This window comes from Halocynthiibacter sp. (assembly GCF_049608145.1).
In the GTDB taxonomy this organism is placed as follows: domain Bacteria; phylum Pseudomonadota; class Alphaproteobacteria; order Rhodobacterales; family Rhodobacteraceae; genus Halocynthiibacter.
The window spans coordinates 1-22,281 of sequence record NZ_JBMYXF010000049.1 but is presented as its reverse complement, the minus strand read 5'-3'; the positions used below and the strand labels follow the sequence as shown (position 1 = coordinate 22,281).

Below are 22,281 nucleotides of genomic sequence, written 5' to 3'. Positions count from 1 at the left end.
AGACCAGATCGCCGCATGACCCACAATCCTCAAACACCAGATTTGACAATAACTCCATTCAAGGTTAATATATCGGGAGAGACGTATGAAACTATATGGAATCAAAGCCTGTGATACATGTCGTAAGGCTATGAAAGAACTTTCAAATTCCGGCCGAGAGGTTGAGTTCATCGATATTCGCCTAAATCCGCCCGCAATGGGCGTATTTGAGAGTTTTTACTCTTCCTTAGGGGGCGACTTGGTGAACCAAAGGTCAAAAACCTGGCGCGAAATGACGGAATCAGAGAAAAAATTGTCGCATGTAGAGATGTTCCAGAAATTCCCTACTGTGATGAAACGCCCGGTTCTTGTTGATGGTGAAAGTATGACACTGGGTTGGAACGAAAAAGTTAGGGCGCATTGGATCGGATGATCCTGAAATGCGCCCTGTTATCTGTTTCAGGTGGATGTTTTGCCCGACAGAACGCGATCTAACGAAAACGGGCCTGCACCTTTGATCACCAAAGTGATCAGGATGGTGATCCAGAACAGACGTTGATCTAGAATCTGACTGTCATGAATACGGTCGAACCAGCCCCCAATCGTGGTTGCATCTGCATGGTGGCCCACAATGTCGGTCAGGGATTGCATAAATACAAAACCGATCATCGCCACAGCCGCAAGGCGGGTGAACAGGCCCAGCAGGATCAGCAGAGGCAGAATAAATTCCGCAGCCGTACCGGCAACAACAACCAACCACTGGAACCAGGACATGGCAGCAAGATCATAGCCAGCGGCTTCGATCGCGCGAGGCCAGATCTGAGTGTAGCCACCGAAAGACGGGGACAGAATGCCGAAAATGCCGTCTCCCAGTTTTGTAACTGCAGAGTTCCAGAAATACATCAGAAGCACAGCAACAAAGGCAAAGCGCGCCAGCGTCGGGATCAGCCATTCCCCGGCAAGTTTCTGAACCAGGCCAAAGGCGGAATTATGCAGGTTTATCAGTGGGGTCATGGTCTTATCCTTCTGTGATACGACAAATTGCATTGCCTGCCAGCAGCGCGGCCAGGCATTGGGATAGGTCAAATTCGGGGTTATGTGTGCTGGCGGCGCTTAAGGCCTGGCCAAATGTTTCGTTCCGCATCAAAGACGCAAGGAAGATGCCACCACAACGGGGTAGGGCAACGGGCTGCGGATCAAATTCGGGGCGGGTAATCAGAACATCTTCCGCGCGCATTTCAGGCTTTGGGCCGCCAGTCATATTAAACTGCCACAGTTGAAATACTGGCCATTGTGATGTGATCAGCCGCACGGATGGGGCAAGTTTAAGACGGGCGGCCATCAGGTTTTCCGGAGGAAGAGCCTGCAGATCTTCTGGTGAGATAGCAGATGTATCTGCCGCGTGATAGCTTTCGCGAATGGCCAACTCTAGCCGAGCAACATCGGGCAGATAGCCGTATTTTTGTGTGGGTTCAAAATCTTGCAGGAAATCCGGAAGAGCTTCACCATAATGCATCATCATGGGGGAAGACGGCGGATGGGCCCGCAAAAACTGTCCGGCAAGAATGCGGAAATTGTCTTCGCCCAGCAGCTTTGTAACAACCGGGAAGGCCGTGATTAGGGCTTCGGTCAGCGATACTGCGACGTTGTTGCGATAAACGGAAAAACGTTTACCAGCCGGATCATCCTTGGCATCACGCAGTCCTTTGGGCACCTCTGCGGTGGGTGTTAGGATCGCATGTGCGAAGTCATTCTGTGTGACTGTGCTGTTCATTCTGCAGCCGCCTGTGTCGTAGGATTCAGTATGGCGTGGGCGCGTTTTGCTTCATCCGCCAGCACGGGCCACTCAGGGACATCTGTATCCCATTCGATCAGTGTTGGCCGTGGGCCAGATTTGGCGATGGTGTAGTCATACAGTGCCCAGACGGGATCAACGATTTCGCATCCGTGGCTGTCGATCAGCAGAGGCGCACCATCGTTGTCTTCATCTTCATCATGACCGCCCAGATGAATTTCGCCAACTTTATCAAGCGGGAAGGCATCGATATAGGCGCGGGGATCATAGTTTAAGTTGGTGGCCGATACGAAGACATTGTTGACGTCCAGCAACAGGCCACATCCGGTGCGTTTGCTGATTTCTGACATGAAATCAAATTCTTCCCAGGTGCTTTCCGCAAAGGCCAAATAGCTTGATGGGTTCTCCAGTAACATCGTACGACCGATGTGGTTCTGAACTTGATCCACATGATTGGCTACGCGTGTCAGCGTGTCATCGGTATAGGGTAGGGGCAGCAGATCGTTCAGGAAGTGACTGTCATGGGTGGACCAGGCCAGATGTTCGGAAAACTGTGCGGGTTGCAGCCAGTCACAAAGGGTTTTCAGACGATCCAGGTGATCTGGGTCTAGGCCCGTTTCGCTGCCGATGGACAGACCAACACCGTGCACTGAAAAGGCAAACCGTTCCGCAAGGGCGCGCAATTGTGCGAGGGGGCGTCCGCCCTGACCCATGTAGTTTTCGGCGTGAATTTCCAGCCATTCTACAGGTGTTGGGGTGTCGATAATGGCCTGAAAATGCTGCGGCTTATAGCCAACACCTGCGGACGCGGGCAGTTTATGAAACGGATGTGAAAGTGATTTGTTCATAGTCTGCCTGTTTGTTTCCGCGACGGGCGAGATGATAATCTTGCAGCGTATAGAAGTATAAAACCTCCCGCAAACATATCAAAACATATATGTCCGCGAGAGGTAGACGTTCCCTGACACGGGATCAGGGAACTGAGGGACGAGGAGATCAGCTCTGTGGCAGGTCGCGGTCGAGTTCTTCCAGAGAACCCATACGTGCGGTACCGTCTGCCAGTGCCGGAAGTTCGATATCAGCGCAGGTGCCTGCATCTACGATTTTCCAAGCGTTGCCCTGGTAATCAACAGTGGATGTGCCTGCACATGTGGTGCCCGGGCCAGCTGCACAGTCGTTTGCGCCTGCAAGGGAAACGCCATAGCATTTTTCGCCACCGGCTGCAGCTGCTTGTGTTGTTGCGGTGGCGGTCAATGCTGCGGCAACGGCGCCGGCAACGGCAAGAGTTTTTACGGTGTTAGACATGGGATCAATTCCTCTGCGTTAATCTGATGTTCGCCACTCTCTGCGGCATGAAGCAAATCTAACCCCTGAATGTTTACACATGCCACTCACAAGCCTGTCATTCACGGCTGCGTGAGGGAATATCAGGGGATGTGAGCAGCAGAACACAGGAAACCCTAATAAAATAAGAAGGCCCGGCGGGTAATGTTACCGACCGGGCCTTCAGAAAGTTTCAATTCTTACAAAAATCAGCCACGCAGATCAGGTGGGCAGGCTTCTTTTGTGAGTTCTGTTACAATTTCATCCAGTGAAACGAGCTGGCTTTGCTTGCTGCCAAGGCGACGCGCAGACACAGTACGATCTTCGACCTCTTTCATACCAACAGCTAAAATGACCGGAACTTTGCCCAGGGAATGCTCGCGGACCTTGTAGTTGATCTTTTCATTGCGAACGTCAGCCTCGGCACGTACGCCCGCGGCGCGCAATGCGGCGACCACTTCCTGTGCATAGTCGTTCGCGTCGGTCACGATAGATGCGACAACAACCTGACGTGGGGCCAGCCAGAACGGCAGCTTGCCGGCGTGTTCTTCGATCAGGATGCCGATGAAACGTTCAAATGATCCCAAAGTCGCGCGGTGCAACATCAGAGGGCGGTGCTTTGCGCCATCTTCCCCAATATAGCTTGCATCCAGACGTTCCGGCAGGTTCGGGTCAATTTGCAGAGTGCCACACTGCCAGTCACGCCCAATCGCATCGGTCAGAACGAATTCCAGTTTCGGGCCGTAGAATGCGCCTTCGCCTTCCTGGATCTCGAAGTCATAACCAGCGGCTTTGATACCATTGGCCAAAGCTTCTTCCGCCTGATCCCAGCTTTCTTCGGAACCAACGCGCTTTTCAGGGCGTGTAGACAGTTTCACGCTCCAGTTTTCAAACCCGAGATCTTTGTAAACCAAAGCAAGGAAATCAACGAAGACTTTGGTTTCTTCTTCAACCTGGGCCTCGGTGCAGAAAATATGACCATCATCCTGGGTGAAGCCACGCACACGCATGATGCCATGCATCGCGCCAGAGGGTTCATAGCGGTTACAAGATCCAAATTCCGCCATGCGCAGGGGCAGATCGCGGTAAGATTTAAGGCCCTGGTTGAACACCTGAATATGGCAAGGGCAGTTCATTGGTTTCAACGCGTTCACAGCTTTTTCGCGAGCGTGATCTTCGTCCACTTCCACGATGAACATGTTTTCCTGGTAGTTATCCCAGTGACCGGAGGCTTCCCACAATTTGCGGTTCACGACCTGAGGTGTGTTCACCTCAACATAACCGCCTTTATCCTGACGACGACGCATATAATCCTGAAGCAGGGTATAGATGCGCCAGCCATTTGGATGCCAGAACACCATGCCAGGTGCTTCTTCTTGCATGTGGAACAGGTTCATTTCCTTGCCCAGTTTACGGTGGTCGCGCTTGGCGGCTTCTTCCAGCATGTGAAGGTGTTTTTTCAGACCTTCTTTATTGGTAAAGGCCACGCCGTAAATGCGTTGCAGCATGGCGCGATCACTGTCACCGCGCCAATAAGCGCCGGCTACAGACATCAGTTTGAATGCGTCACCAGGCACTTGACCTGTGTGTTGCAGATGCGGACCACGACAAAGATCCTGCCAGTCGCCGTGCCAGTACATGCGCAGGGGCTCATCCCCGGGGATGGCTTCAATCAGCTCAACTTTATAGGGTTCATTGTTGTCCTGATAGAATTTTACCGCGCGGTCACGTTCCCAAATCTCGGTGGTTACAGCATCACGTTTGTTGATGATTTCCTTCATCTTCTTTTCGATCAGTGCAAGATCTTCCGGTGAAAATGGTTCTTCACGATCAAAATCATAATACCAGCCATCTTTGATAACCGGACCAATAGTGACTTTCACGTCAGGCCAAAGTTCCTGCACCGCGCGCGCCATGATATGGGCGCAGTCGTGACGGACCAGTTCTTCCGCCTGTTCCAGATCTTTCATAGTGTGAATGGCGATTTGTGCATCGCTGTTGATCGGCCATTGCATGTCGTAATGCTGACCGTCCACTGTTGCGGAAATCGCTTTTTTCGCCAGAGAATTAGAGATGCTTGCAGCAACATCTGCGGCGGTGACGCCGGCATCATATTCGCGTGCATTGCCATCAGGAAAAGTAAGAGAGATTTGGGCCATCTGTAAGGCTCCTCGTCAGTTTGGCGCCCACGGAACGCCCGGTTGCGGGTTATGTTTCGAGCATGTTTTGCGCCCGGAGGGCATGATTGTCAATCTGCGAAAAGCTGGGTGAGTCAATTTTTCAATTTCACGCTATAATTGCGATTTATGTTGTCTAATTATAATTGTTCGAATAAATTAATTTGAATTAATTTGATCTGAGGGGGCCGGATCGTCGGAAAACGACGGCAGGAGCGCTCTGAGTGAGGCAAAATGGCGGTTACAGGCACACCGGGTTCCGGTGATGATATCCTGACGGGTGATGGTGCGGACGACACTGTTGCGGGTCAGCAGGGGAACGACACGATCTCCGGGGGCGGTGGTAATGACACCATCCATGGCGACGTTCTGTTTGCCGCAAACGGACCGCTTGATTCAAATCAGAACGACAACAGTTGGAGCTCGGGTTCCGTCACTGGCTGGTATAACACGGGGTCAGGCGGCACGATCGAACGCTGGGGGGATGGGTTTTTTGGGCTTTCAACGGCTGATGGATCCGCGTTTATTGAACTTGACGGCAATACGGCTGGCCTGGATCATGTCCAGACAGATGTTGAGCTGGCCACTGGTATTACATATGTCCTGAGCTTTGATCATGCTGCACGTTCAGGTGGGTCTGTAAACGATGACTTTGAGGTCACCCATAACGGCACGGTCATCGCAACAATCAGCCCATCTTCCACAGGGTTTTTCTCAACCACAACACTGACACTAACGGGTTTGTCGGGCACCGATACAATTGGTTTCAGAGAACTTGCAAGTCAGGACAACAGTCTTGGGCCACTTCTTGATAATATCCAGTTTTCCCTGACCCCGGCATCTGTTGCAGCCAGCGGGCATAGCTTTAATGACACCCTTGATGGCGGTTCGGGTGATGACAAGATCTACGGTCAGGAAGGTGACGACACGATCATCGGCGGGGCAGATGATGATTATCTTGAGGGCGGCAGCGGTAGTGACACATTTGTCTATGCGGATGGATCCGGAAATGATGTCATCAAGGATTTCACCATTGGCGAAGACCTGCTGGACGTTTCAGGGCTGAACAACGGATCTGGTCAGACGGTCGGTCACGGTGATGTCACAGTGACATCTGATGGGGAAGGCGGATCGATCCTGACCTTTCCCAATGGGGAAACCATACGTTTGGTGGGTGTTGATCCCACAAGCATTGATACGCCCGAAGAACTGGCCACGATCGGAATTCACTGTTTTCTGCAAGGGACACAGATTGAAACGGCCCGGGGCGTGCGTTTGATTGAAGACCTTCAGGTTGGTGATGGCGTCGTGACCCGGGATGCCGGCGTGCAGAAAATCCGCTGGATAGGTCGGAAAATTTTGAAACCTGCGTTTCTGAATACACGCCCCCATTTGCGCCCGATTTGCATTGGTAAAGACGCCCTTGGGGTTGGGATTCCTGAACGTGATCTCTGGGTCTCGCCACAGCATCGCTGTGTTGTCAGCGGGGCGCGGGCTGAAATGTTATTTGGGGAACCAGATGTCTTTGTGCCTGCCAAAGCGCTGATCGACCTGCCGGGGTGTTACGTCAGTGGGCGCGAAGATGTGGTGTATTTTCATATTCTTTTTGACAGCCATCAACTGGTCTTTTCTGAAGGCATGCCAACGGAAAGCTTCTTTCCCGGGTCCGAGGCGGAGCGTGTGGGGGACGATGCGTCAAATGATGAGATCCATCAAATCTTTCCAGAACTTGCCGGCCGTTTTAAAAACTATGGTCCCACCTGCCTGCCCAGTTTGACCCTGCGCGAGGCACGGGCGTTGCTGTTCTGACGCTTCGACATTCCAGCTTGAATTCAGCAGCATGCGCCCCAACAATACTAAGCGGAGGTATGTGATGCGTAAGTTCGATGATATTCTGATGATGGCGGTGGAACACAAAGGTGGTTTTAATGCTGTTCTGGGGGATATCAGCCCTCCGAAACACCCAGAGGAAATTGCGGCGATTCCTGATACGGCTTAGCTTGCGCAAATGGCGCGCGGAATTCGGACGAAGCTTAACAGAAATTTCCCGTGTACTGGCGCGCAGCATCGGGTACTTCTTAACAAAAGACATATGGGGTAGAGGGGCAGCCATGACCAATTTTCTTGAAACCGATCAGGGGCGCAAACTTGCCTATCACAAGACCGGTGGCGACGGGCCGACGGTGGTGTTTCTGGGCGGGCTAAAATCCGACATGGAAGGGACGAAAGCCATACATCTGGAAGCCTACTGCAAGGCGCGCGGGCAAAGCTTTCTTCGGTTTGACTATTCCGGACATGGCGAAAGCTCGGAAACCTTTACAGATGGTTGTATCGGGGATTGGCATGAGGACACAATTTCTGCTGTTACGTCTCTAACAGCTGGCCCGTTGATTGTTGTGGGGTCTTCCATGGGGGGCTGGCAGGCATTGCTTTTGGCGCGTGCTATGCCAGAACGTATTGTGGGATTGGTGGGCATTGCCGCCGCCCCGGATTTTACCGAAGATGGGTACTGGGCCGGGTTCAGTGACATGCAGAAAGAACAGCTAAGCACACAGGGTTATGTTGAATTGCCGTCCGATTATATGGAACCTTACATCATTACCCGGCGCATGATTGAAGACGGGCGTACACGCCTAGTGCTGCGCGATGATCTGAACCTGCCGTTTCCCGTGCGTCTGCTTCAGGGCACTGCAGATACCGCCGTCAGCACAGAAACGGCCGTGCGTTTGCTGGAACACGCCCAAAGCCCGGATATGCAATTGCAGCTGGTCAAAGATGCGGATCATCGTTTTTCCGACGACATCTGCCTTCGCCTGATTGAAACGGCGGTTTCAGAGATCACGGATCTGGCAAATGCGTAGCTTTGGTAAGGCGCTGGGGCGTGTTTTACTGTTGATGATCCTGGGTGTTGCTGCATTGTTTATCTTCGGTCCAAAAGAGACGGGAGAGGTAACTGCGCGCTTTGATCCATCTGTGATCGGGGACGATGCTGCGGCCTATTACGCATCTCAAGAGGCGCAGTTCAGCGATATCACAGCGGGTGCTGAAAAGCGTATACTCTGGGCTGGTGCCGAGGGTGTGAAGACCGCGTATTCCGTTGTGTTTATCCATGGGTTTTCGGCGACATCTGAAGAAATTCGCCCGGTCCCAGACATGATCGCAGATCATCTGAGTGCCAATCTTGTATATACCCGTCTTGCTGGTCACGGGCGCAGTGATGCTGCGCTTGCCGCAGTGTCCGCCCAGGATTGGTACGATGATCTGGCAGAGGCCCTGGCGGTGGCGCGCGTGGTGGGGGATGAGGCGGTCATCATCTCAAATTCCACAGGTGGAACACTTGTGGCGCTGGCTGCGACAGATCAGCAAGCTGATCTTATGGCGCGGGTCAAAGCGACGGTGTATTTTTCTCCGAACTTCGCCCTTAATTCATTCGCTGCACCGCTTTTGACACAGGGTGGTGCGCGTTGGTATTTGCCATATCTTGTTGGTGAAACCCTGAGTTTTGAGATTCAGAGCGAAGCGCATGCAACATATTGGAACAACAGCTATCCTTCCGCGGCTCTTCTTCCGATGGCGGCCGCTGTGAAAGAGGCCGCAGGGCGCGATTTCAGTCAGACAGATACGCCTGCGCTGTGGGTTTTTTCGGATGGGGACCAGGTGATTGATCATCGTGAAACCCGCCGCATTGCTGCTGCCTGGGGCGGGGTTTCTGAAATCGCACAACAGGATGTATCAGAGGGCAATGATCCATATGAGCATGTGATCGCCGGAACGGTCCTGTCACCAGGCATGACAGGGGTCGTGGTGCGACAGGTGGTGACCTGGCTTGACGGCCTAGAGTGAGTATGAACAGGATGTGAACATTGCTAGATGGGAGCATTCGTAATGGAACAACGCATAAGTTTGATCACTCTTGCGGTTGACGACATGGATCGCGCCGCCAGTTTCTATGAAGCTTTGGGGTGGGCGCGTGTTGACAGCCCGGATGGGGTTATTGCGTTTGATTTGATTGGTCAGACGCTGGGTCTGTACCCAAAAGCCGCACTTGCGGATGAACTTGGTATGGATGTCGCTGATATCGGAGGATTTTCCGGTGTTACCTTTGCCCATAATCTGCGCAGTAAAGAAGAGGTCGCCCCTTTTCTAAACCGTGTACGCGATGCGGGCGGCAAGATCCTAAAAGAAGCGCAAGATGTGTTCTGGGGTGGTCATCATGGTTACTTCGCAGATCCCGATGGCCATGTCTGGGAGATCGCCCATAATCCGTTTTCGGGTCTCGGGGAAAATGGGGAATTTCAATGGAATGGTGTGGCACCATAGTTGCGCACAGGCGATTCCCAAGAGCAATTTGATCGACAGAGATGTTCTCTCGGATAGTGCTGAGTTTTAGATGGTATATGTGAAAAATGGCTTACTGGACAATGAACAAGATCCCTGAGGTTGCAGAACTGAAGGGCAAAGAAAAACGGGCACTTATCCGGACAATTGGCAAGCTTGGACGCCAAGAAATGGGCAATACCTATTGGTTCCGTCTTGCTGTGGTTATTCTGGTTATGCTGCTTGTTATTCCTCTGGGAGCTGTTTTATCGATTTACTGGGTGCAAACGCCTATGATTGATGCCGGATTGAAAGTGTTGCGACAGGAAAAGGCCGCAGTCTTTGAGTAAATATTACGGGGATCATTTGTCCGGTGGCCTTTCCAGAGCCAAAGCGAAAATGGCCGGAATACCACAGGCAGGTCAAAAACCAGGGCCACTGTGTGCTTGATATAGGCGCGGACCGCATGTTCCTGTAACCGGGTTTCTGAGAACAAGCTGCGAAATGCTGCCCCCTTATCCGATGGAGAAACACATGTCTGAACCCCTTATTTTGGTTCCTGGCATGATGAGTGACGCGCGCGTGTTTATGCCGCAAATTGTCGAGTTGACGAAAACCCGCTCTGTTCAGATTGCATCTGTGGCACAAGCGGATACGATCCGGGATATGGCCGCTGATATTCTGTCATCTGCCCCTCGGAACTTCGCGCTTGTAGGTCATTCCATGGGCGGTGTTGTTGCGATGGAAGTGCTGCGTCAGGCCCCGGAACGGGTAACGCGCCTTGCCTTGATTTCAACAACTGCCGCCACGGAAACACCGATGCAGGCCGCAGAACGTGAACCCCAAATCGTGCGTGCGCAGGCTGGGCGTTTTGCTGATGTCCTGGCTGACACCCTGCGGGAAGAGTATTTCTTTGACGGCCCTGCGCGCCCCCAGATTATGCAGTTGATGATGACCATGGCGCAACGGCTTGGGCCTGAGGTCTTTATACGCCAGTCCCGTGCGATGCAATCTCGTCCAGATCAGCAGAAAACCCTACGTACGACACAGATACCTGTGCTTGCGTTGGGGGGCGAACATGATCGCCTGACCACGCCAGCGCGCCATGATTTTATCGCCGCGCTGACCCGGAATTCAGAACTGAAAATTCTGCCCAACGCAGGGCATCTTCCTATGGTCGAGGCCGCTGATATGGTGACCGAAGCACTGCAGGCGTGGCTGCAGCGCGACTGATCAAGATTTTTTGGCAGGGGCCTTGCGTTTCTTCTTGCCCGTGCCGCGTGTCGAAACGGGGCCGGAATTGGCATCAATGAAGTCCATCACAAGCGGCCGGATATTATTGCGCCAGCTTTTGCCTGCGAAAATCCCGTAGTGACCAGCACCTTCTTCCACATGAGAGGCTTTTTTGCTGTCCGGCAGGCCCGTCAGAAGATCCAGCGCAGCGATGCATTGGCCCGGGGCGGATATATCGTCTTTACTGCCCTCAACCGTTTTAACCGCGACAGTCGAGATCGCACCGATATCAACCGGTTTGCCTTCGATTGTGAAGATGTTCTGCGCGATTTCACGGCCTTTAAAGACACGTTCTACCGTGGACAGGTAAAATTCAGCCGTCATGTCCATAACTGCCAGATATTCATCGTAAAAACGGTTATGCTTGTCATGTTCTTGGGCTTCGCCACGGGCCACGCGCATGACTTGTTCCATGAAGGCCTTGCCATGCTTTTCAGAATTCATAGACATGAAGCTTTGCAGTTGCAGTAAGCCCGGATAAACCATACGACCACATCCGGCGTATTTTGCGCCAACTTGCTGGATAACGGTTTCTTCCAGCTGTCCCATGGTCACGCGGCGGCCAAAGTCAGTGACTTCTGTTGGGGCGGCGTCCGGGTCAACGGGGCCACCGACCAAGGTCAGGGATTTTGGCTGAGATTTTGGATCTTCCTGCGCCAGATAGGCGGTTGCAGCCAATGTCAGCGGAACGGGCTGACAAACAGCGATCACATGCAGGTCTGACCCCAAATGTTTCATGAAGTCTGCCAGATAAAGTGTATAGTCTTCGACGTCGAATTTGCCGGTGGACACTGGAATGTCGCGCGCATTGTGCCAGTCTGTGACCCAAACCTCGCAGTCTTCCAAAAGACTTTGCACGGTTGAGCGCAGCAGAGTTGCATAGTGGCCGGACATAGGGGCGACCAGCAGAACGCGGCGTTTCATATCTTCGCGACCCAGGACATGGAAACGGATCAGATCACCAAAGGGGCGCTCGACTTCGGTTTCAACTTCGACCAGGTGATCCTGACCGTCGACCCCAACAACGGCATGAAGATTCCAGTCTGGTTTTGCCACCATTCGCGCAAAACTGCGTTCAGTGACTTCACCCCAGGCCGCCATCACGTTAAAGAAGGGATGGGGGAACATTCCGACAGCGGGGTATGAGGCCATTGCCAGCGCCGATGCACCCAACCACTGGTTGGTGTTACGCATGGTTTCCATCAGGTCGTAGGTTGCCATATACCGCATTCTGTTCTTCCCGTGACTGAGATTTCTGCGATGCAGAAATGGAATTGTAATACTGCTGCAACATTTCTCTGTTTGTTTATTAACAGTTCAGAAAAGATGCTGCATAGCAGCGAAGGTAGTGTGGAAAAAAGCGTATGACAACCGAAGATCACAAAATTGACAATTCTGATCCGGAAATGACAGATCAATTCGCGGAAAATCTTGCCCGTGTAGAAGCTCTGTCGCAACGCCTTATGACCAGTTATTCCCACAAAACGCCCATGAACCCTGCGCTGGAAGGGCCCGGCAAAGACATTTATTCAAAGGCTATGTCCGGCTATATGGCCGAAATGATGTCTAACCCGACTAAGATTTTTGAACATCAGGCTGGTTACTGGTCACGGTCCGTTGCGCATTTCATGGATGCGCAAAAAGCCGCTGCTGAAGGCCATGCGCCCAGTGATGATCAAGTAAAGGATCGCCGGTTCGCAAGTGACGCATGGACTGAAAACCCTTGGTTCAACTTTGTGAAGCAACAGTATCAGATGAATTCTGATATGTTGCGCCAGATGATTGCTGATACGGATGGTCTGGGTGAGGGGGATCAGAAACGTCTGGAGTTCTTCACAAATCAGATCATCGATATGCTTGCGCCTACAAATTTCCTGGGTACCAATCCAGAGGCATTGCAACGTGCTGTTGAGACCCAAGGGCAAAGCCTGCTGGATGGCCTTGAAAATCTTGTGCGTGACATGGAAGATCGGGATGGTGACCTGCTTGTATCCCTTGCGGATCGCGAAGCGTTTGAAGTGGGCAAGAACATTGCAACGGCCAAGGGTGAGGTCGTGTATCGCAACCGCATGCTGGAACTGATCCAGTTCGCACCAACCACGGAAACAGTTCATAAGATCCCTCTGCTGATCTTCCCTCCATGGATTAATAAATATTATATCCTTGATTTAAAACCGAAAAATTCCCTTATCCAATGGGCGGTTGATCAAGGGTACACGGTTTTCGTGGTCAGTTGGGTCAACCCAACAGAAGATTTCGCGGATGTTGGTCTCGATACATATATTGAAGAAGGTTACTACGAGGCGATGAACGCGGTGAAAGAAATCACCGGTGAAAAACAGTTGAATGCGGTCGGATATTGCGTCGCAGGTACGGTTCTGACGCTTACTTTGGCCCTGATGCAGAAACGTGGTGATAAGACGGTTAAATCAGCGACATTCTTTACGACGATGACTGATTTTTCTGATCAGGGGGAATTTTCAGTCTTCCTTGGTGACGATTTTGTAGACGGCATTGAGGCCCAGATCTGTAGTGATGGCATTCTGAAATCATACTTTATGTCGCGCACGTTTTCCTATCTTCGTGCCAATGATCTGGTCTACACGCCGGCGATCAAAAGCTACATGATGGGCGAGGCGCCCCCTGCGTTTGATTTGTTATATTGGAATGGTGACAGCACCAATCTTCCCGGGCGTATGACTGTGGAATATCTGCGGGGCTTGTGTCAGCGCAATGAACTGGCTGAAGGTGTCTTTGAAATCTGTGGTGAAACGGTTTCGCTGAAAGACGTGAAACTGCCATTGTGTGCCGTGGCCTGTGAAACGGATCATATCGCGGCCTGGAAAAGTTGTTTCAATGGTTTCCGGGAATTTGGTTCGAAAGACAAAAGTTTCATCCTTTCCGAATCCGGACATATTGCGGGGATTGTGAACCCACCCAGCAAGAAAAAATACGGCCATTATCTGAATGGAGCTCCGCGTGGTAAAGCGGAAGACTGGCTTGCCGGGGCTAAGTATAATGAAGGAAGCTGGTGGCCACACTGGGCTGAATGGTTGGATGAGAAATCCGGAAAAGCGCTTTCAAAGCAAGTGCCTGCGCGTAATCCAGGTAGTGAATCCTATCCTTCGCTGACCCCAGCGCCCGGCACATATGTGAAAGTGCACGCCTAGAATTGCTAAGTTTTTGCTGCAGTGCAGAATAATGCTTGAATTGCTGCGATGCAGCATTTATATACCCCCTGTAAACATTATTCGGCGGGTGATCTTTTCTCTCTCAGACCCGCAAACCTGGAGCTGATAAAATGGCTAAGACACAAGATTTCACCAAGACCATGCAGGATTTCATGGGTAAATTCCCAATGGACACATCTGCTTTTGAAACTGCGTTCAAAAACAACGCTGATTTCGCAGAAAAAATGTCCAAAGTGGCGCTGTCCGCTGCCGAGAAATCCGCTGAGATTTCCAACAAGTGGACAACTCAGGCCCTGACCAAAGCGGGCGACGTTTCTGCTGCTAAGGCTGACCCTGCAGATTACGGTAAATCCGTAACTGATTTCGCGTCTGCGTCTGCTGAGCTGGCGTCTGAAAACATGGCTGCTTTTGCTGAAGTTGCGAAAAAAGTTCAGATGGAAACTGTTGAACTGATGATGGCGGCTGGCAAAGAAGCTGGTGAAGGCGCATCTGCTGCGGTTAAAAAAGCAACTGACGAAGTTGCGAAGGCTGCGAAAGCCGCTTCTAAGTAAATTCTTATATATTTGCGCCAGTTCCTCCTCCCTTTGGCGCGGATACTGAAGGCAGCCCCACACAGGCTGCCTTTTTCTTTTCTTGCAATTCTGTGTGGCTCGCATAGTCTTCTCTGCACTGCAGAAGGCCCGTCATAAGGGCCGGTGGAACGTAAAAGGGGAAAAACGTGGGTCAGACTGCCAAGCCATTGTTGATTAAGCGCTACGCCAGCCGGCGTCTGTATAACACCGAAACCAGCGATTATGTGACGCTTGAAGATATTTCGGGCTTTATTCAGGCTGGACGTGATGTGCAGATTATCGACCTGAAAAGCGGTGATGACCTGACGCGGCAGTATCTTCTGCAGATCATCGCAGAACGTGAAAGCCGTGGTGAAAATGTACTTCCGATCAATGTCTTGACAGATCTTGTCCGCAGCTACACGGACCAGGCGCAAAGCATTGTTCCCGAATTTCTGGCATCCAGTTTTGAAATGCTGCGTGATGGGCAGTCTCAGGTTATGGAAAATTTGGGGTCTATGAACCCACTGGCCAATATGCCTGGCTTTGAGATGATGAAGGCCCAGCAGGAAGCATTTATGCAGGCGATGACAGGCAATGCGGCCGAAGCAAAGCCTGCCGCATCAGAAGAAACAAAGGAAGAAGGCGAGCTGTCAGAGATCAAAGAACAGCTGGCTGAACTTCAGGCGATGATGAGCAAACTGGGTAAGTAACCCGTTGAAAGGCAACGGATGCCCGACAGTCCTGGCAAGATAACCCTTTGGGGCCTAGAGATTTTCATCGCAACTGCGGATGAGGGGTCTATCTCTGCGGCTGCACGCAGGGTTGGGGCCAGCGCATCGGCCGTTTCGCAGCAATTGACCGGGCTTGAAGCTGCGGTTGGGGCGACGCTTTTGAACCGGTCAACGCGGCCTGTCAGCCTAACGCCGGCCGGCACGATGTTTCGTCGCCGAGCGCAGGTGATCCAGAATGAAGCAGAGCAGGCAAGAGCCGAGCTTGCGACATCCGATTATTCCGCCATGACAAGCTTTCGCCTTGGAATGATTGAAGATTTTGACGCCGATGTGACGCCTGGGCTTTTGTCGGATATGGCATCTGATCTGTCACATTGTCAGTTTCTCTTGGAAACCGGCGCAAGCCACAAGCTGTTCGATCTGCTGGATTCCAGAGCATTAGATGTGATCGTTGCTGCGGACATGGGGGCGGCGGCCAGCTGGATGGAAGTGCATCCGTTGATGGAAGAACCATTCATTGCAGCAGTGCCAAAATCGAAAGTGGCAAAAGGGTTGGAAGGTTCTGATTTTATTGATGCTTTGGGGGATCTTCCCCTTATTCAATATACGCCGCGCCACGTGATGGGCCGCCAAATTTCGGCGCATCTTGCACGTCAGAACCTGCGACTTTCGCATCGGTTTGAGCTGGACAGTTACCATGCAATTATGGCGATGGTTGCACAAGGGGCGGGGTGGACGATTTTGACACCGCTGGGGTTCTTACGGGCACAACGATTTCATGATGGGGTGGATCTGTTTCCGCTGCCCTTTGCGCCGCTTTCGCGCACGATTTCGCTGCATGCAAGACAGGATGTCCTTGGCGATATGCCGGGGCAGGTGGCGGAAAGATTACGTGGATTGCTGCAGCAATTGACCATTGAACAGGCGCGTCTGCATATGCCTTGGCTTGGGGATTCCCTGCGGCTTTTGTAGGGTGATTATCCGATGCACAGAGCATGCACATGTTATGCATATGTTATGCATATCAGGCGTTCTGTACCCCTAACAGTGTATTAAGGATCTCTGCGGCGCAGCAATGCTGCGCTACGCCGCAGTGCAGCATTGCGTCAGGCGACTTTCTGGGCGTTGGATTTTACAGCCTCTGCCGCGCGCACCAAAGCGGATGTGATATAGTCCAGTTCTTCCCGCTTTAGGCGGGCTGGCAGGCGCACGTCACAGGCGCTCATCAACATATCGCGGGTCATGGGCAGTTCGCCCTGATCATCGATAAATTGCCAGTTCCAGAACGCACGGGCGTTGTTTTTTGTGGTGCCAAAGACTTGCACAGCGATGCCTTCAGATGATGCCGCTTCGACATAGGCCTGCGTTTCCTCAGCGGTGAAATCGACCAGGTTAAACTGAATGGAATCCGGCGCGCGCAGTTCTGGTGCAAGCGGTGGGGGCACATCAAGCCATGCGGATTGGTTCAGACCATCTGCCACATAATCGTGGTTCTCACGCCCATCTTTTACGCGGCGTGGCACTTCGTTGATTTGCGGACGGATGACAGCGGCAGACAGGTTCTGCATGCGCAGGTTATACAGCGGCAATTTGTTCTGCCATTTTTCAAACGCATCATGCAGAACCGGGTGTTTTTTCCAGTTATGTTCATAGGCGCCGGACATGATGACAGCCTGGGCCACAAGATCGGCGTCGTCGGTGACAAGAATGCCACCTTCGCCCGCGTTGATCAGCTTGTAGGACTGGAAAGAGAAACAGCCGATCTTGCCGATGGTGCCGATTTTGGTGCCATTCCAAAGTGTGCCAAGGGAATGCGCCGCATCTTCAATGACCGGGATATCTGCAGCATCGCAGAGTTCCATAATCGCATCCATATCAGAGGTATGCCCGCGCATATGGCTGATGATGACGGCTTTGGTATCCGGGGTCAGTTTGGCTTTGAAATCGTCGATGTTCACGCGGTAGTTCGCGCCAACTTCGACAAGGATAGGTTTGCATTCAGCGTGCACAACCGCGGAGGGCACAGCGGCGAATGTGAAAGCCGGGATCAGCACCCGGGCATCGCGGGGCAGTTGCAAGGCCTTGAGAGAGAGGAATAAAGCGGCGGAGCAGGAGGACACGGCCAGGGCATATTTTGTGCCCATGAAGTCAGCGAATTCCTGTTCAAGCAGGGCAACCGGTGAATTTTCAAGCGCTGTATAGCGGAACAGATCGCCGGATTTCAGAAGACGGTCGATTTCAGCGCGGGCGGCTTCGGGGATGGGTTCGGCGTTGTAAACGTTTGGGGCCTGAACGGTTGTGTCTTTCATGATCGTCACCCTTTTTGGAATTTCTGAATTCTAACTTAAGAAAAACAGTAAGTGTGGTGAAGGCAAAAATCCATAGAAAAAGCCGCAGAAGGGTTCATTCCCCTGCGGCTTTGTGTCTTTTGGGCCGTTTTCTGCTTAGCGGATCAGTTTTGGGCGGTATTTGATTTTCTGACGGCTGTTTGACGGCAGGTGCCGGTTCAATCTTTTGTTGATCGCGCCGTAAATTCCAATGACGCAGAGGGTCAGCAGGATGAAGTAAAACGCCAAGATCGGGTAGGGGACAAAGGGGTTGAACGTTTTGTCCGCGAAATAGCTGGCGTAATACAGCGCATCGCCCTGTTGACGCCAAGCTGGGAAGCTTGAGAAAAACACAAGCGTGGTGGCGTGAAACATGAAGATGGCTTCGTTGGTGTAGCCTGGCCAGCCAAGGCGCAGCATGGTTGGGAAAATGATGCGGCGAAAGCGGGTCCAGCCGGACAGGCCATAGGCGTCGGCGGCTTCGATATCGCCTTTTGGGATGGATTTCAGGGCGCCATAGAAGATTTCGCCCGCATAGGCGGATGTGTTCAAAAACAGCACAATCAGCGCGCCCATCCAAGCTTTGGTCAGCCAGCGGGTTTCGACGGTGATTTCGGTGAAGCCAAGGTTTAGGTCCATGCCAATTTTCGGCAAAAGCACGAAGGTTTCGTAGGCCAGAAAGAATTGGATAAACAGAGGGGACCCACGGAAGATAAAGACGAAGATTTCGGCGGGTTTGCGAAACCAAGGGTTGCTGCTGAATTTTCCCAGCGCAACCGCTGTGGACAGGAAGAACCCGAAAAACAGGGCGAGAATGCCGAAGTAGATATTCCAAATCATGCCAGATCCGATCAGGGTGAACTGATCGCATAGGGTGAAATCGGACCGTGGCAACAGGCGTTCGCCATAGCCCAGCGAACGGAAAGCATAGCTTTGAACAGTTTCCCAGCAGCTCATGATGCGGCCTTTCTTGCGGCTTCGCCCCCGGCGGTGGCCTGGCCATGGGTCAGGCGTGCCATCACGCGATCAAGGATGATTTCACTGATTTTTGTCAGGGCGAGGTAGAACACCAGGAGGCCCAGGAAGTACCACAGGCGCCAGTCGGGATGCGGATAGGCGAAGGCGTTGGTCTTCAGACCGCCAAGTTCTTTGGCCCAGTAGACCACATCGCGCACCCCCAACAAGAACAGCAAGGGGGTGGCTTTGATCAGGATCATCCAGAGGTTTGACAGGCCTGGCAGGGCGTAAACCCACATCTGTGGCACAAGAATGCGCCAGAAGGTTTGGCGATGAGACATGCCATAGGCTTCGCCGGTTTCCATCTGGGCACGGGGTACGGCCCCCATTGCCCCAAAAAGGACGTTGGCTGCGAAGGCGCCGAAAACAATGGCAAATGTCAGAACAGCAAGAGAGAACCCATAGCTTTGATGCACAAAGGCAGAGGCTTCTGACAGGGGCATTTTCGCGGCACTACAGACGACAAAATCATTGCCCTGACGAATGGCATCGGGCCAGTCGGGGCATTTCACCTGGTGGCGCAGCCATTCGATGCCCTGATCCAGTGCAATGACGAAAAACAGGAAGAATGCGATATCTGGTACGCCGCGCACGATGGCTGAATAGGATTTCCCCAGCCAGCGCAGGGGCGCAACATGGGATCGTGCAGCCGTGGCACCGGCAAAGCCGAACAGCAACGCGACCGGGGCCGTGATTGCCAGCAAAAGCAGGACGGTGAAGATCGACGAGAAGGCGGTCAGGTGCTTGGTCGTTGTCATATAACAACTGATCCAGGCCCAGCCTTCGATCGCAGAGGGGTCAGAGCAGTAAGAAAACATCAGGGTGCCATGGGTCGGAGCTAAAGAACGGTCTGGGCGTTTGCGAAACGGGGACGTTCAAAAAAGGGAAGGCCCATGTGGCCTTCCCCAATCGTTAGGTGCAAATCAGAATGTTTGCGCTTCGTCACCGAAGTACTGAGTGATCAGTGCGTTCAGGGTGCCGTCGTCTTTCATGGTCTGGATCGCAGCATCGAACTTTGCGCGCAGTTCGCCGTCTGATTCACGCAGGCCCATGCCGATGCCGCCGCCCAGTGGCACGAGATCGCCAACAAGTGTCAGTTCACCACCGGATTCAGCCGCGATTGGTTTCACATAGTCTTCGTCCGCGAATACAGCGTCAACTTCGCCGTTTTTCACCGCAGCAACGGTTTCGTCAGGGGTTGCGAATTCAACCAATGTTGCACCGGATTCAGCAACATGCGCCGCCTGAATCGTCGCTGCCTGTGCTGCGATGACAGCTGTGGACAGATCGATGTCGTCAGATGCGCCCATGTAAGCGGATGCTGAAGGAGGTGTGTAGTTCTGAGTGAAATCAATCACTTCGTCACGTTCCGCAGTGATGGACATGCCTGCGATGATTGCATCGTAGTTGCCGGACACGAGGTTTGGAATGATGGAATCCCATTCATTTGTGACCCACTCACAATCCAGTTCGGCGCGTTTGCACAGCTCGTCGCCGACTTCACGTTCAAAACCTGCGATTTCGCCGTTGTCGTCGATGAAGTTATATGGAGGGTATGCGCCCTCAGTGCCCAGACGAACAGTGTCGGCAACACCCATACCAGCCATCAGGGCCAGTGTCGCAGCGGACAGGATCAGTTTTTTCATTTCTCTCTCCCGAGTTTAAGCGCGTTATTGTTAGTCTGCAGTCGTTGCGCTTAGGAACTGTTGCAGACGTTCGGTTTTTGGATTTTTGAAGAGTTCAGCAGGTGCGCCTTGTTCTTCAATGCGGCCCTGATGCAGGAAGACCACGTGGTCGGACACATCATGGGCCATTTTCATGTCATGTGTCACGATCAACATGGTGCGGCCTTCTTCGGCCAGGGCTTTGATGACTTTGACAACTTCTTGTTCCAGTTCTGGATCAAGTGCAGAAGTGGGTTCGTCAAACAAAAGGGCTTTGGGTTCCATGCAAAGGGCACGTGCGATTGCGGCGCGTTGCTGTTGGCCACCGGAAAGCTGTGCGGGCCAGGCATCACATTTGTCGCCGATGCCCACTTTTTCAAGATATTTGCGGGCGGATGCTTCGACTTCGTCCTTGTCACGGCCCAGAACCGTTAACGGGGCTTCCATGACGTTTTGCAAGATTGTCATATGGGACCAGAGGTTAAACTGCTGGAATACCATGGATAGATTGGTGCGCATTTCGCGAACCTGGTCTTTGTTGGCTGGGCGACGGGCGTGGCCTTCGCCTTTCCATTGAACAGGATCGCCGCAGAACAGAATTTCGCCCTGTTGGCTGTCTTCAAGCAGGTTGCAGCACCGTAGAATGGTGGATTTTCCGGAACCGGAAGACCCGATCAGGGAAACAACATCCCCCCGGTTTGCGTGAATATCGACACCTTTAATGACCTCCAGCTGACCATAGGCTTTATGCAGGTCGCGGATTTCAATGACGGGTTCAGCGGCGGCGGGTGCCTGCGCGCCCTCAGTGGTATGGGTCTGATTCACGTTATGGTTCTCTGTTGGCAGCAGTCTTTTTGATTGCAGGGAAGTAGTCCCCAAAATTTGACTGAATGCAACGCCGAATCCGTCAGTCATGCATGAGTTTTGCGCAAAGAGAGGAATAAATTGACCAAAATGCAGGATTTACAGGGATTGTGTTGCTTTTTGTCGGGCACGGGCAGAGTCGACATCGCTGAGGCCAAGAAGATTTGACATCAGGCGCAACTGGCTGTCTTCCCCGGCATCACGTTCCCCATCCGCAAGGGCGACGCTCCAGAGAGCCTCGAGAACAGACAGGCGTTTTTCATGCGCCACTGCATCTTTGATCGCACGGGTGAAACGTACGGTGTCCGGGGCTTCGCTTTCGAGGGTTTCGGCGTTTTTGCGTAAATCCCGCGCGGCGGTGATATCCAGTGCGTAGCGATCAGACAGAAGCTGTGTGATTGTCTGTGCTTCGCTGTCTGCATAATAACCATCGCTGCGTGCGACACGCACCAAGAGGGCCGCAAGGGCAAGCCGAGCGTCAGGGTCAGAAAGCGGGGCAGGGGCGGGGGCCGTCATCCGGCGCAAGAGATCTGCAAACATGACATTGATATAGTCATGGAAATTCTGAACTGCAATCGGTGGGGCGTTTGTCGGCGTTAGGCCGCGTGTGCGGTGTGATATCGTTGGGTTAGGATTTCGGAAATGAGATCCATTGAATGCAAAAGAGATTCTGCGGACAAACGGTAGTAAGTTTGTGGGCCTCTGCGTTTTCGTGTCAGAAGCCAGTCACGTTCCATTTCACGCAGATGATGGATGAGGGAGCTGCGACACATTTGGGTGTGATTTTGAATCTGTTGAAAGTTCAACTCACTGCCCGCGGTTTCTGTGAGAAGGCGGAAGATGCGCATCCGCCGCGGGTGGGAAAGGGCACGCAAACAGGTTGCGATGTTTTCATTCTCTGTTTTTTCCATAAACGATCTCCTTTTGTTCTAAAAATGATTGATTTAGGTTAAAGAGTGATGAATTGGAAAAAATGCTTGTAAGTCAGTATGTAAAGACCATTTTCACCGGAAAACCGGAAAACCGGAAAACCGGAAAACCGGAAAACC

Annotated in this window: 25 protein-coding genes; 12 read left to right on the top strand and 13 right to left on the bottom strand. The window is 52.4% G+C overall.

What is annotated here, in order from left to right; genetic code table 11:
• Nucleotides 1-85: 85 nt before the first annotated feature.
• A complete protein-coding gene (locus tag ACPGUT_RS13065; RefSeq protein ID WP_423992079.1) occupies nt 86-412 on the top strand; it encodes an arsenate reductase family protein in 327 nt (108 codons plus the stop codon).
• A 26-nt stretch (nt 413-438) separates the two neighbouring features.
• On the opposite strand, the gene ACPGUT_RS13060 is transcribed toward ACPGUT_RS13065, so the two are convergent.
• From ACPGUT_RS13060 to thrS, 5 genes are all read right to left on the bottom strand, one after another.
• Entirely contained in the window at nt 439-993 is a 555-nt protein-coding gene (locus tag ACPGUT_RS13060; protein ID WP_423992077.1) for a DoxX family membrane protein, read from the bottom strand.
• 4 nt (nt 994-997) lie between these two features.
• Entirely contained in the window at nt 998-1,753 is a 756-nt protein-coding gene (locus tag ACPGUT_RS13055) for a DNA-binding domain-containing protein (protein ID WP_423992075.1), read from the bottom strand.
• The gene (locus ACPGUT_RS13050; protein WP_423992073.1) at nt 1,750-2,622 is read right to left on the bottom strand and encodes a DUF692 domain-containing protein; all 873 of its coding nucleotides are present in this window, start codon (nt 2,620-2,622) and stop codon (nt 1,750-1,752) included. The genes ACPGUT_RS13055 and ACPGUT_RS13050 overlap by 4 nt, the downstream gene beginning before the upstream one ends.
• 148 nt (nt 2,623-2,770) lie before the next feature.
• The gene (locus ACPGUT_RS13045) at nt 2,771-3,079 is read right to left on the bottom strand and encodes a DUF2282 domain-containing protein (RefSeq protein WP_423992071.1); all 309 of its coding nucleotides are present in this window, start codon (nt 3,077-3,079) and stop codon (nt 2,771-2,773) included.
• 227 nt (nt 3,080-3,306) lie between these two features.
• On the bottom strand, nt 3,307-5,256 hold the full coding sequence (thrS, locus tag ACPGUT_RS13040) for a threonine--tRNA ligase (protein WP_423992070.1): 1,950 nt from the start codon (nt 5,254-5,256) through the stop codon (nt 3,307-3,309).
• Between the two features lie 252 nt (nt 5,257-5,508).
• On the opposite strand from thrS, the gene ACPGUT_RS13035 reads away from it, so the two are divergent.
• The 7 genes from ACPGUT_RS13035 (at nt 5,509) to ACPGUT_RS13005 (ending at nt 10,824) form a co-directional block, all read left to right on the top strand.
• Complete coding sequence (locus tag ACPGUT_RS13035) at nt 5,509-7,083, top strand: Hint domain-containing protein (protein ID WP_423992068.1); 1,575 nt, start codon at nt 5,509-5,511, stop codon at nt 7,081-7,083.
• 64 nt (nt 7,084-7,147) lie between these two features.
• The gene (locus ACPGUT_RS13030; protein ID WP_423992066.1) at nt 7,148-7,273 is read left to right on the top strand and encodes a hypothetical protein; all 126 of its coding nucleotides are present in this window, start codon (nt 7,148-7,150) and stop codon (nt 7,271-7,273) included.
• A 112-nt stretch (nt 7,274-7,385) separates the two neighbouring features.
• Nucleotides 7,386-8,135 carry an alpha/beta fold hydrolase gene (locus ACPGUT_RS13025; RefSeq protein WP_423992064.1) on the top strand — a complete coding sequence of 250 codons (750 nt, stop codon included), beginning with the start codon at nt 7,386-7,388 and terminating at the stop codon, nt 8,133-8,135.
• Nucleotides 8,128-9,117 (top strand): alpha/beta hydrolase, encoded by a 990-nt coding sequence (locus ACPGUT_RS13020; protein WP_423992062.1) that lies wholly within the window; start codon nt 8,128-8,130, stop codon nt 9,115-9,117. The genes ACPGUT_RS13025 and ACPGUT_RS13020 overlap by 8 nt, the downstream gene beginning before the upstream one ends.
• Nucleotides 9,118-9,159: 42 nt before the next feature.
• Complete coding sequence (locus tag ACPGUT_RS13015) at nt 9,160-9,594, top strand: VOC family protein (protein WP_423992060.1); 435 nt, start codon at nt 9,160-9,162, stop codon at nt 9,592-9,594.
• Between the two features lie 86 nt (nt 9,595-9,680).
• Nucleotides 9,681-9,941 carry a hypothetical protein gene (locus tag ACPGUT_RS13010; RefSeq protein WP_423992058.1) on the top strand — a complete coding sequence of 87 codons (261 nt, stop codon included), beginning with the start codon at nt 9,681-9,683 and terminating at the stop codon, nt 9,939-9,941.
• Nucleotides 9,942-10,125: 184 nt separating this feature from the next.
• The gene (locus ACPGUT_RS13005; RefSeq protein WP_423992056.1) at nt 10,126-10,824 is read left to right on the top strand and encodes an alpha/beta fold hydrolase; all 699 of its coding nucleotides are present in this window, start codon (nt 10,126-10,128) and stop codon (nt 10,822-10,824) included.
• Here the strand turns inward: ACPGUT_RS13005 and phaZ are convergent, their stop codons facing one another.
• On the bottom strand, nt 10,825-12,114 hold the full coding sequence (phaZ, locus tag ACPGUT_RS13000) for a polyhydroxyalkanoate depolymerase (protein ID WP_423992054.1): 1,290 nt from the start codon (nt 12,112-12,114) through the stop codon (nt 10,825-10,827).
• 134 nt (nt 12,115-12,248) lie between these two features.
• Between phaZ and ACPGUT_RS12995 the strand changes: the two genes are divergently transcribed.
• The 4 genes from ACPGUT_RS12995 to ACPGUT_RS12980 all read left to right on the top strand — a co-directional run bounded on the left by ACPGUT_RS12995 (nt 12,249) and on the right by ACPGUT_RS12980 (nt 16,332).
• Nucleotides 12,249-14,054, top strand: coding sequence for a PHA/PHB synthase family protein (locus ACPGUT_RS12995; RefSeq protein WP_423992052.1), 1,806 nt, complete (start codon nt 12,249-12,251; stop codon nt 14,052-14,054).
• Nucleotides 14,055-14,185: 131 nt separating this feature from the next.
• Entirely contained in the window at nt 14,186-14,626 is a 441-nt protein-coding gene (locus tag ACPGUT_RS12990; protein WP_423992050.1) for a phasin, PhaP, read from the top strand.
• A 167-nt stretch (nt 14,627-14,793) separates the two neighbouring features.
• Nucleotides 14,794-15,339 (top strand): polyhydroxyalkanoate synthesis repressor PhaR, encoded by a 546-nt coding sequence (gene phaR / locus ACPGUT_RS12985; RefSeq protein WP_423992048.1) that lies wholly within the window; start codon nt 14,794-14,796, stop codon nt 15,337-15,339.
• A gap of 18 nt (nt 15,340-15,357) precedes the next feature.
• Entirely contained in the window at nt 15,358-16,332 is a 975-nt protein-coding gene (locus ACPGUT_RS12980) for a LysR family transcriptional regulator (RefSeq protein ID WP_423992046.1), read from the top strand.
• 134 nt (nt 16,333-16,466) lie between these two features.
• Here ACPGUT_RS12980 and ACPGUT_RS12975 read toward each other — a convergent pair whose 3' ends face one another.
• The 7 genes from ACPGUT_RS12975 to ACPGUT_RS12945 all read right to left on the bottom strand — a co-directional run bounded on the left by ACPGUT_RS12975 (nt 16,467) and on the right by ACPGUT_RS12945 (nt 22,143).
• Complete coding sequence (locus ACPGUT_RS12975; protein ID WP_423992044.1) at nt 16,467-17,669, bottom strand: DegT/DnrJ/EryC1/StrS family aminotransferase; 1,203 nt, start codon at nt 17,667-17,669, stop codon at nt 16,467-16,469.
• 135 nt (nt 17,670-17,804) lie between these two features.
• Complete coding sequence (locus tag ACPGUT_RS12970) at nt 17,805-18,644, bottom strand: ABC transporter permease (RefSeq protein WP_423992042.1); 840 nt, start codon at nt 18,642-18,644, stop codon at nt 17,805-17,807.
• On the bottom strand, nt 18,641-19,522 hold the full coding sequence (locus ACPGUT_RS12965; RefSeq protein WP_423992040.1) for an ABC transporter permease: 882 nt from the start codon (nt 19,520-19,522) through the stop codon (nt 18,641-18,643). Before ACPGUT_RS12965 ends, ACPGUT_RS12970 begins: the two co-directional genes overlap by 4 nt.
• Nucleotides 19,523-19,627: 105 nt before the next feature.
• Nucleotides 19,628-20,350: a transporter substrate-binding domain-containing protein gene (locus tag ACPGUT_RS12960; RefSeq protein WP_423992038.1), complete on the bottom strand. Its 723-nt coding sequence runs from the start codon at nt 20,348-20,350 to the stop codon at nt 19,628-19,630.
• 30 nt (nt 20,351-20,380) lie between these two features.
• Nucleotides 20,381-21,193 carry an ABC transporter ATP-binding protein gene (locus tag ACPGUT_RS12955; RefSeq protein ID WP_423992036.1) on the bottom strand — a complete coding sequence of 271 codons (813 nt, stop codon included), beginning with the start codon at nt 21,191-21,193 and terminating at the stop codon, nt 20,381-20,383.
• A gap of 138 nt (nt 21,194-21,331) precedes the next feature.
• A complete protein-coding gene (locus ACPGUT_RS12950; RefSeq protein WP_423992034.1) occupies nt 21,332-21,772 on the bottom strand; it encodes a TerB family tellurite resistance protein in 441 nt (146 codons plus the stop codon).
• Between the two features lie 56 nt (nt 21,773-21,828).
• Entirely contained in the window at nt 21,829-22,143 is a 315-nt protein-coding gene (locus ACPGUT_RS12945; protein WP_423992032.1) for an ArsR/SmtB family transcription factor, read from the bottom strand.
• Nucleotides 22,144-22,281 lie beyond the last annotated feature (138 nt).

Bases quoted from the DNA above. Each gene is read 5' to 3' on its own strand.
- ACPGUT_RS12970 (WP_423992042.1), bottom strand. From the start codon at position 18,644: ATGAGCTGCTGGGAAACTGTTCAAAGCTATGCTTTCCGTTCGCTGGGC.
- ACPGUT_RS13025 (WP_423992064.1), top strand. From the start codon at position 7,386: ATGACCAATTTTCTTGAAACCGATCAGGGGCGCAAACTTGCCTATCAC.
- ACPGUT_RS12995 (WP_423992052.1), top strand. From the start codon at position 12,249: ATGACAACCGAAGATCACAAAATTGACAATTCTGATCCGGAAATGACA.
- ACPGUT_RS13045 (WP_423992071.1), bottom strand. From the start codon at position 3,079: ATGTCTAACACCGTAAAAACTCTTGCCGTTGCCGGCGCCGTTGCCGCA.
- ACPGUT_RS13015 (WP_423992060.1), top strand. From the start codon at position 9,160: ATGGAACAACGCATAAGTTTGATCACTCTTGCGGTTGACGACATGGAT.
- ACPGUT_RS13010 (WP_423992058.1), top strand. From the start codon at position 9,681: ATGGCTTACTGGACAATGAACAAGATCCCTGAGGTTGCAGAACTGAAG.
- ACPGUT_RS13060 (WP_423992077.1), bottom strand. From the start codon at position 993: ATGACCCCACTGATAAACCTGCATAATTCCGCCTTTGGCCTGGTTCAG.
- phaZ (WP_423992054.1), bottom strand. From the start codon at position 12,114: ATGCGGTATATGGCAACCTACGACCTGATGGAAACCATGCGTAACACC.
- ACPGUT_RS13050 (WP_423992073.1), bottom strand. From the start codon at position 2,622: ATGAACAAATCACTTTCACATCCGTTTCATAAACTGCCCGCGTCCGCA.
- ACPGUT_RS13055 (WP_423992075.1), bottom strand. From the start codon at position 1,753: ATGAACAGCACAGTCACACAGAATGACTTCGCACATGCGATCCTAACA.
- ACPGUT_RS12960 (WP_423992038.1), bottom strand. From the start codon at position 20,350: ATGAAAAAACTGATCCTGTCCGCTGCGACACTGGCCCTGATGGCTGGT.
- ACPGUT_RS12980 (WP_423992046.1), top strand. From the start codon at position 15,358: ATGCCCGACAGTCCTGGCAAGATAACCCTTTGGGGCCTAGAGATTTTC.
- ACPGUT_RS12990 (WP_423992050.1), top strand. From the start codon at position 14,186: ATGGCTAAGACACAAGATTTCACCAAGACCATGCAGGATTTCATGGGT.
- ACPGUT_RS12975 (WP_423992044.1), bottom strand. From the start codon at position 17,669: ATGAAAGACACAACCGTTCAGGCCCCAAACGTTTACAACGCCGAACCC.
- ACPGUT_RS13005 (WP_423992056.1), top strand. From the start codon at position 10,126: ATGTCTGAACCCCTTATTTTGGTTCCTGGCATGATGAGTGACGCGCGC.
- ACPGUT_RS13035 (WP_423992068.1), top strand. From the start codon at position 5,509: ATGGCGGTTACAGGCACACCGGGTTCCGGTGATGATATCCTGACGGGT.
- ACPGUT_RS12945 (WP_423992032.1), bottom strand. From the start codon at position 22,143: ATGGAAAAAACAGAGAATGAAAACATCGCAACCTGTTTGCGTGCCCTT.
- ACPGUT_RS13020 (WP_423992062.1), top strand. From the start codon at position 8,128: ATGCGTAGCTTTGGTAAGGCGCTGGGGCGTGTTTTACTGTTGATGATC.
- ACPGUT_RS12965 (WP_423992040.1), bottom strand. From the start codon at position 19,522: ATGTTTTCTTACTGCTCTGACCCCTCTGCGATCGAAGGCTGGGCCTGG.
- ACPGUT_RS13065 (WP_423992079.1), top strand. From the start codon at position 86: ATGAAACTATATGGAATCAAAGCCTGTGATACATGTCGTAAGGCTATG.
- thrS (WP_423992070.1), bottom strand. From the start codon at position 5,256: ATGGCCCAAATCTCTCTTACTTTTCCTGATGGCAATGCACGCGAATAT.
- ACPGUT_RS12950 (WP_423992034.1), bottom strand. From the start codon at position 21,772: ATGTTTGCAGATCTCTTGCGCCGGATGACGGCCCCCGCCCCTGCCCCG.
- ACPGUT_RS13030 (WP_423992066.1), top strand. From the start codon at position 7,148: ATGCGTAAGTTCGATGATATTCTGATGATGGCGGTGGAACACAAAGGT.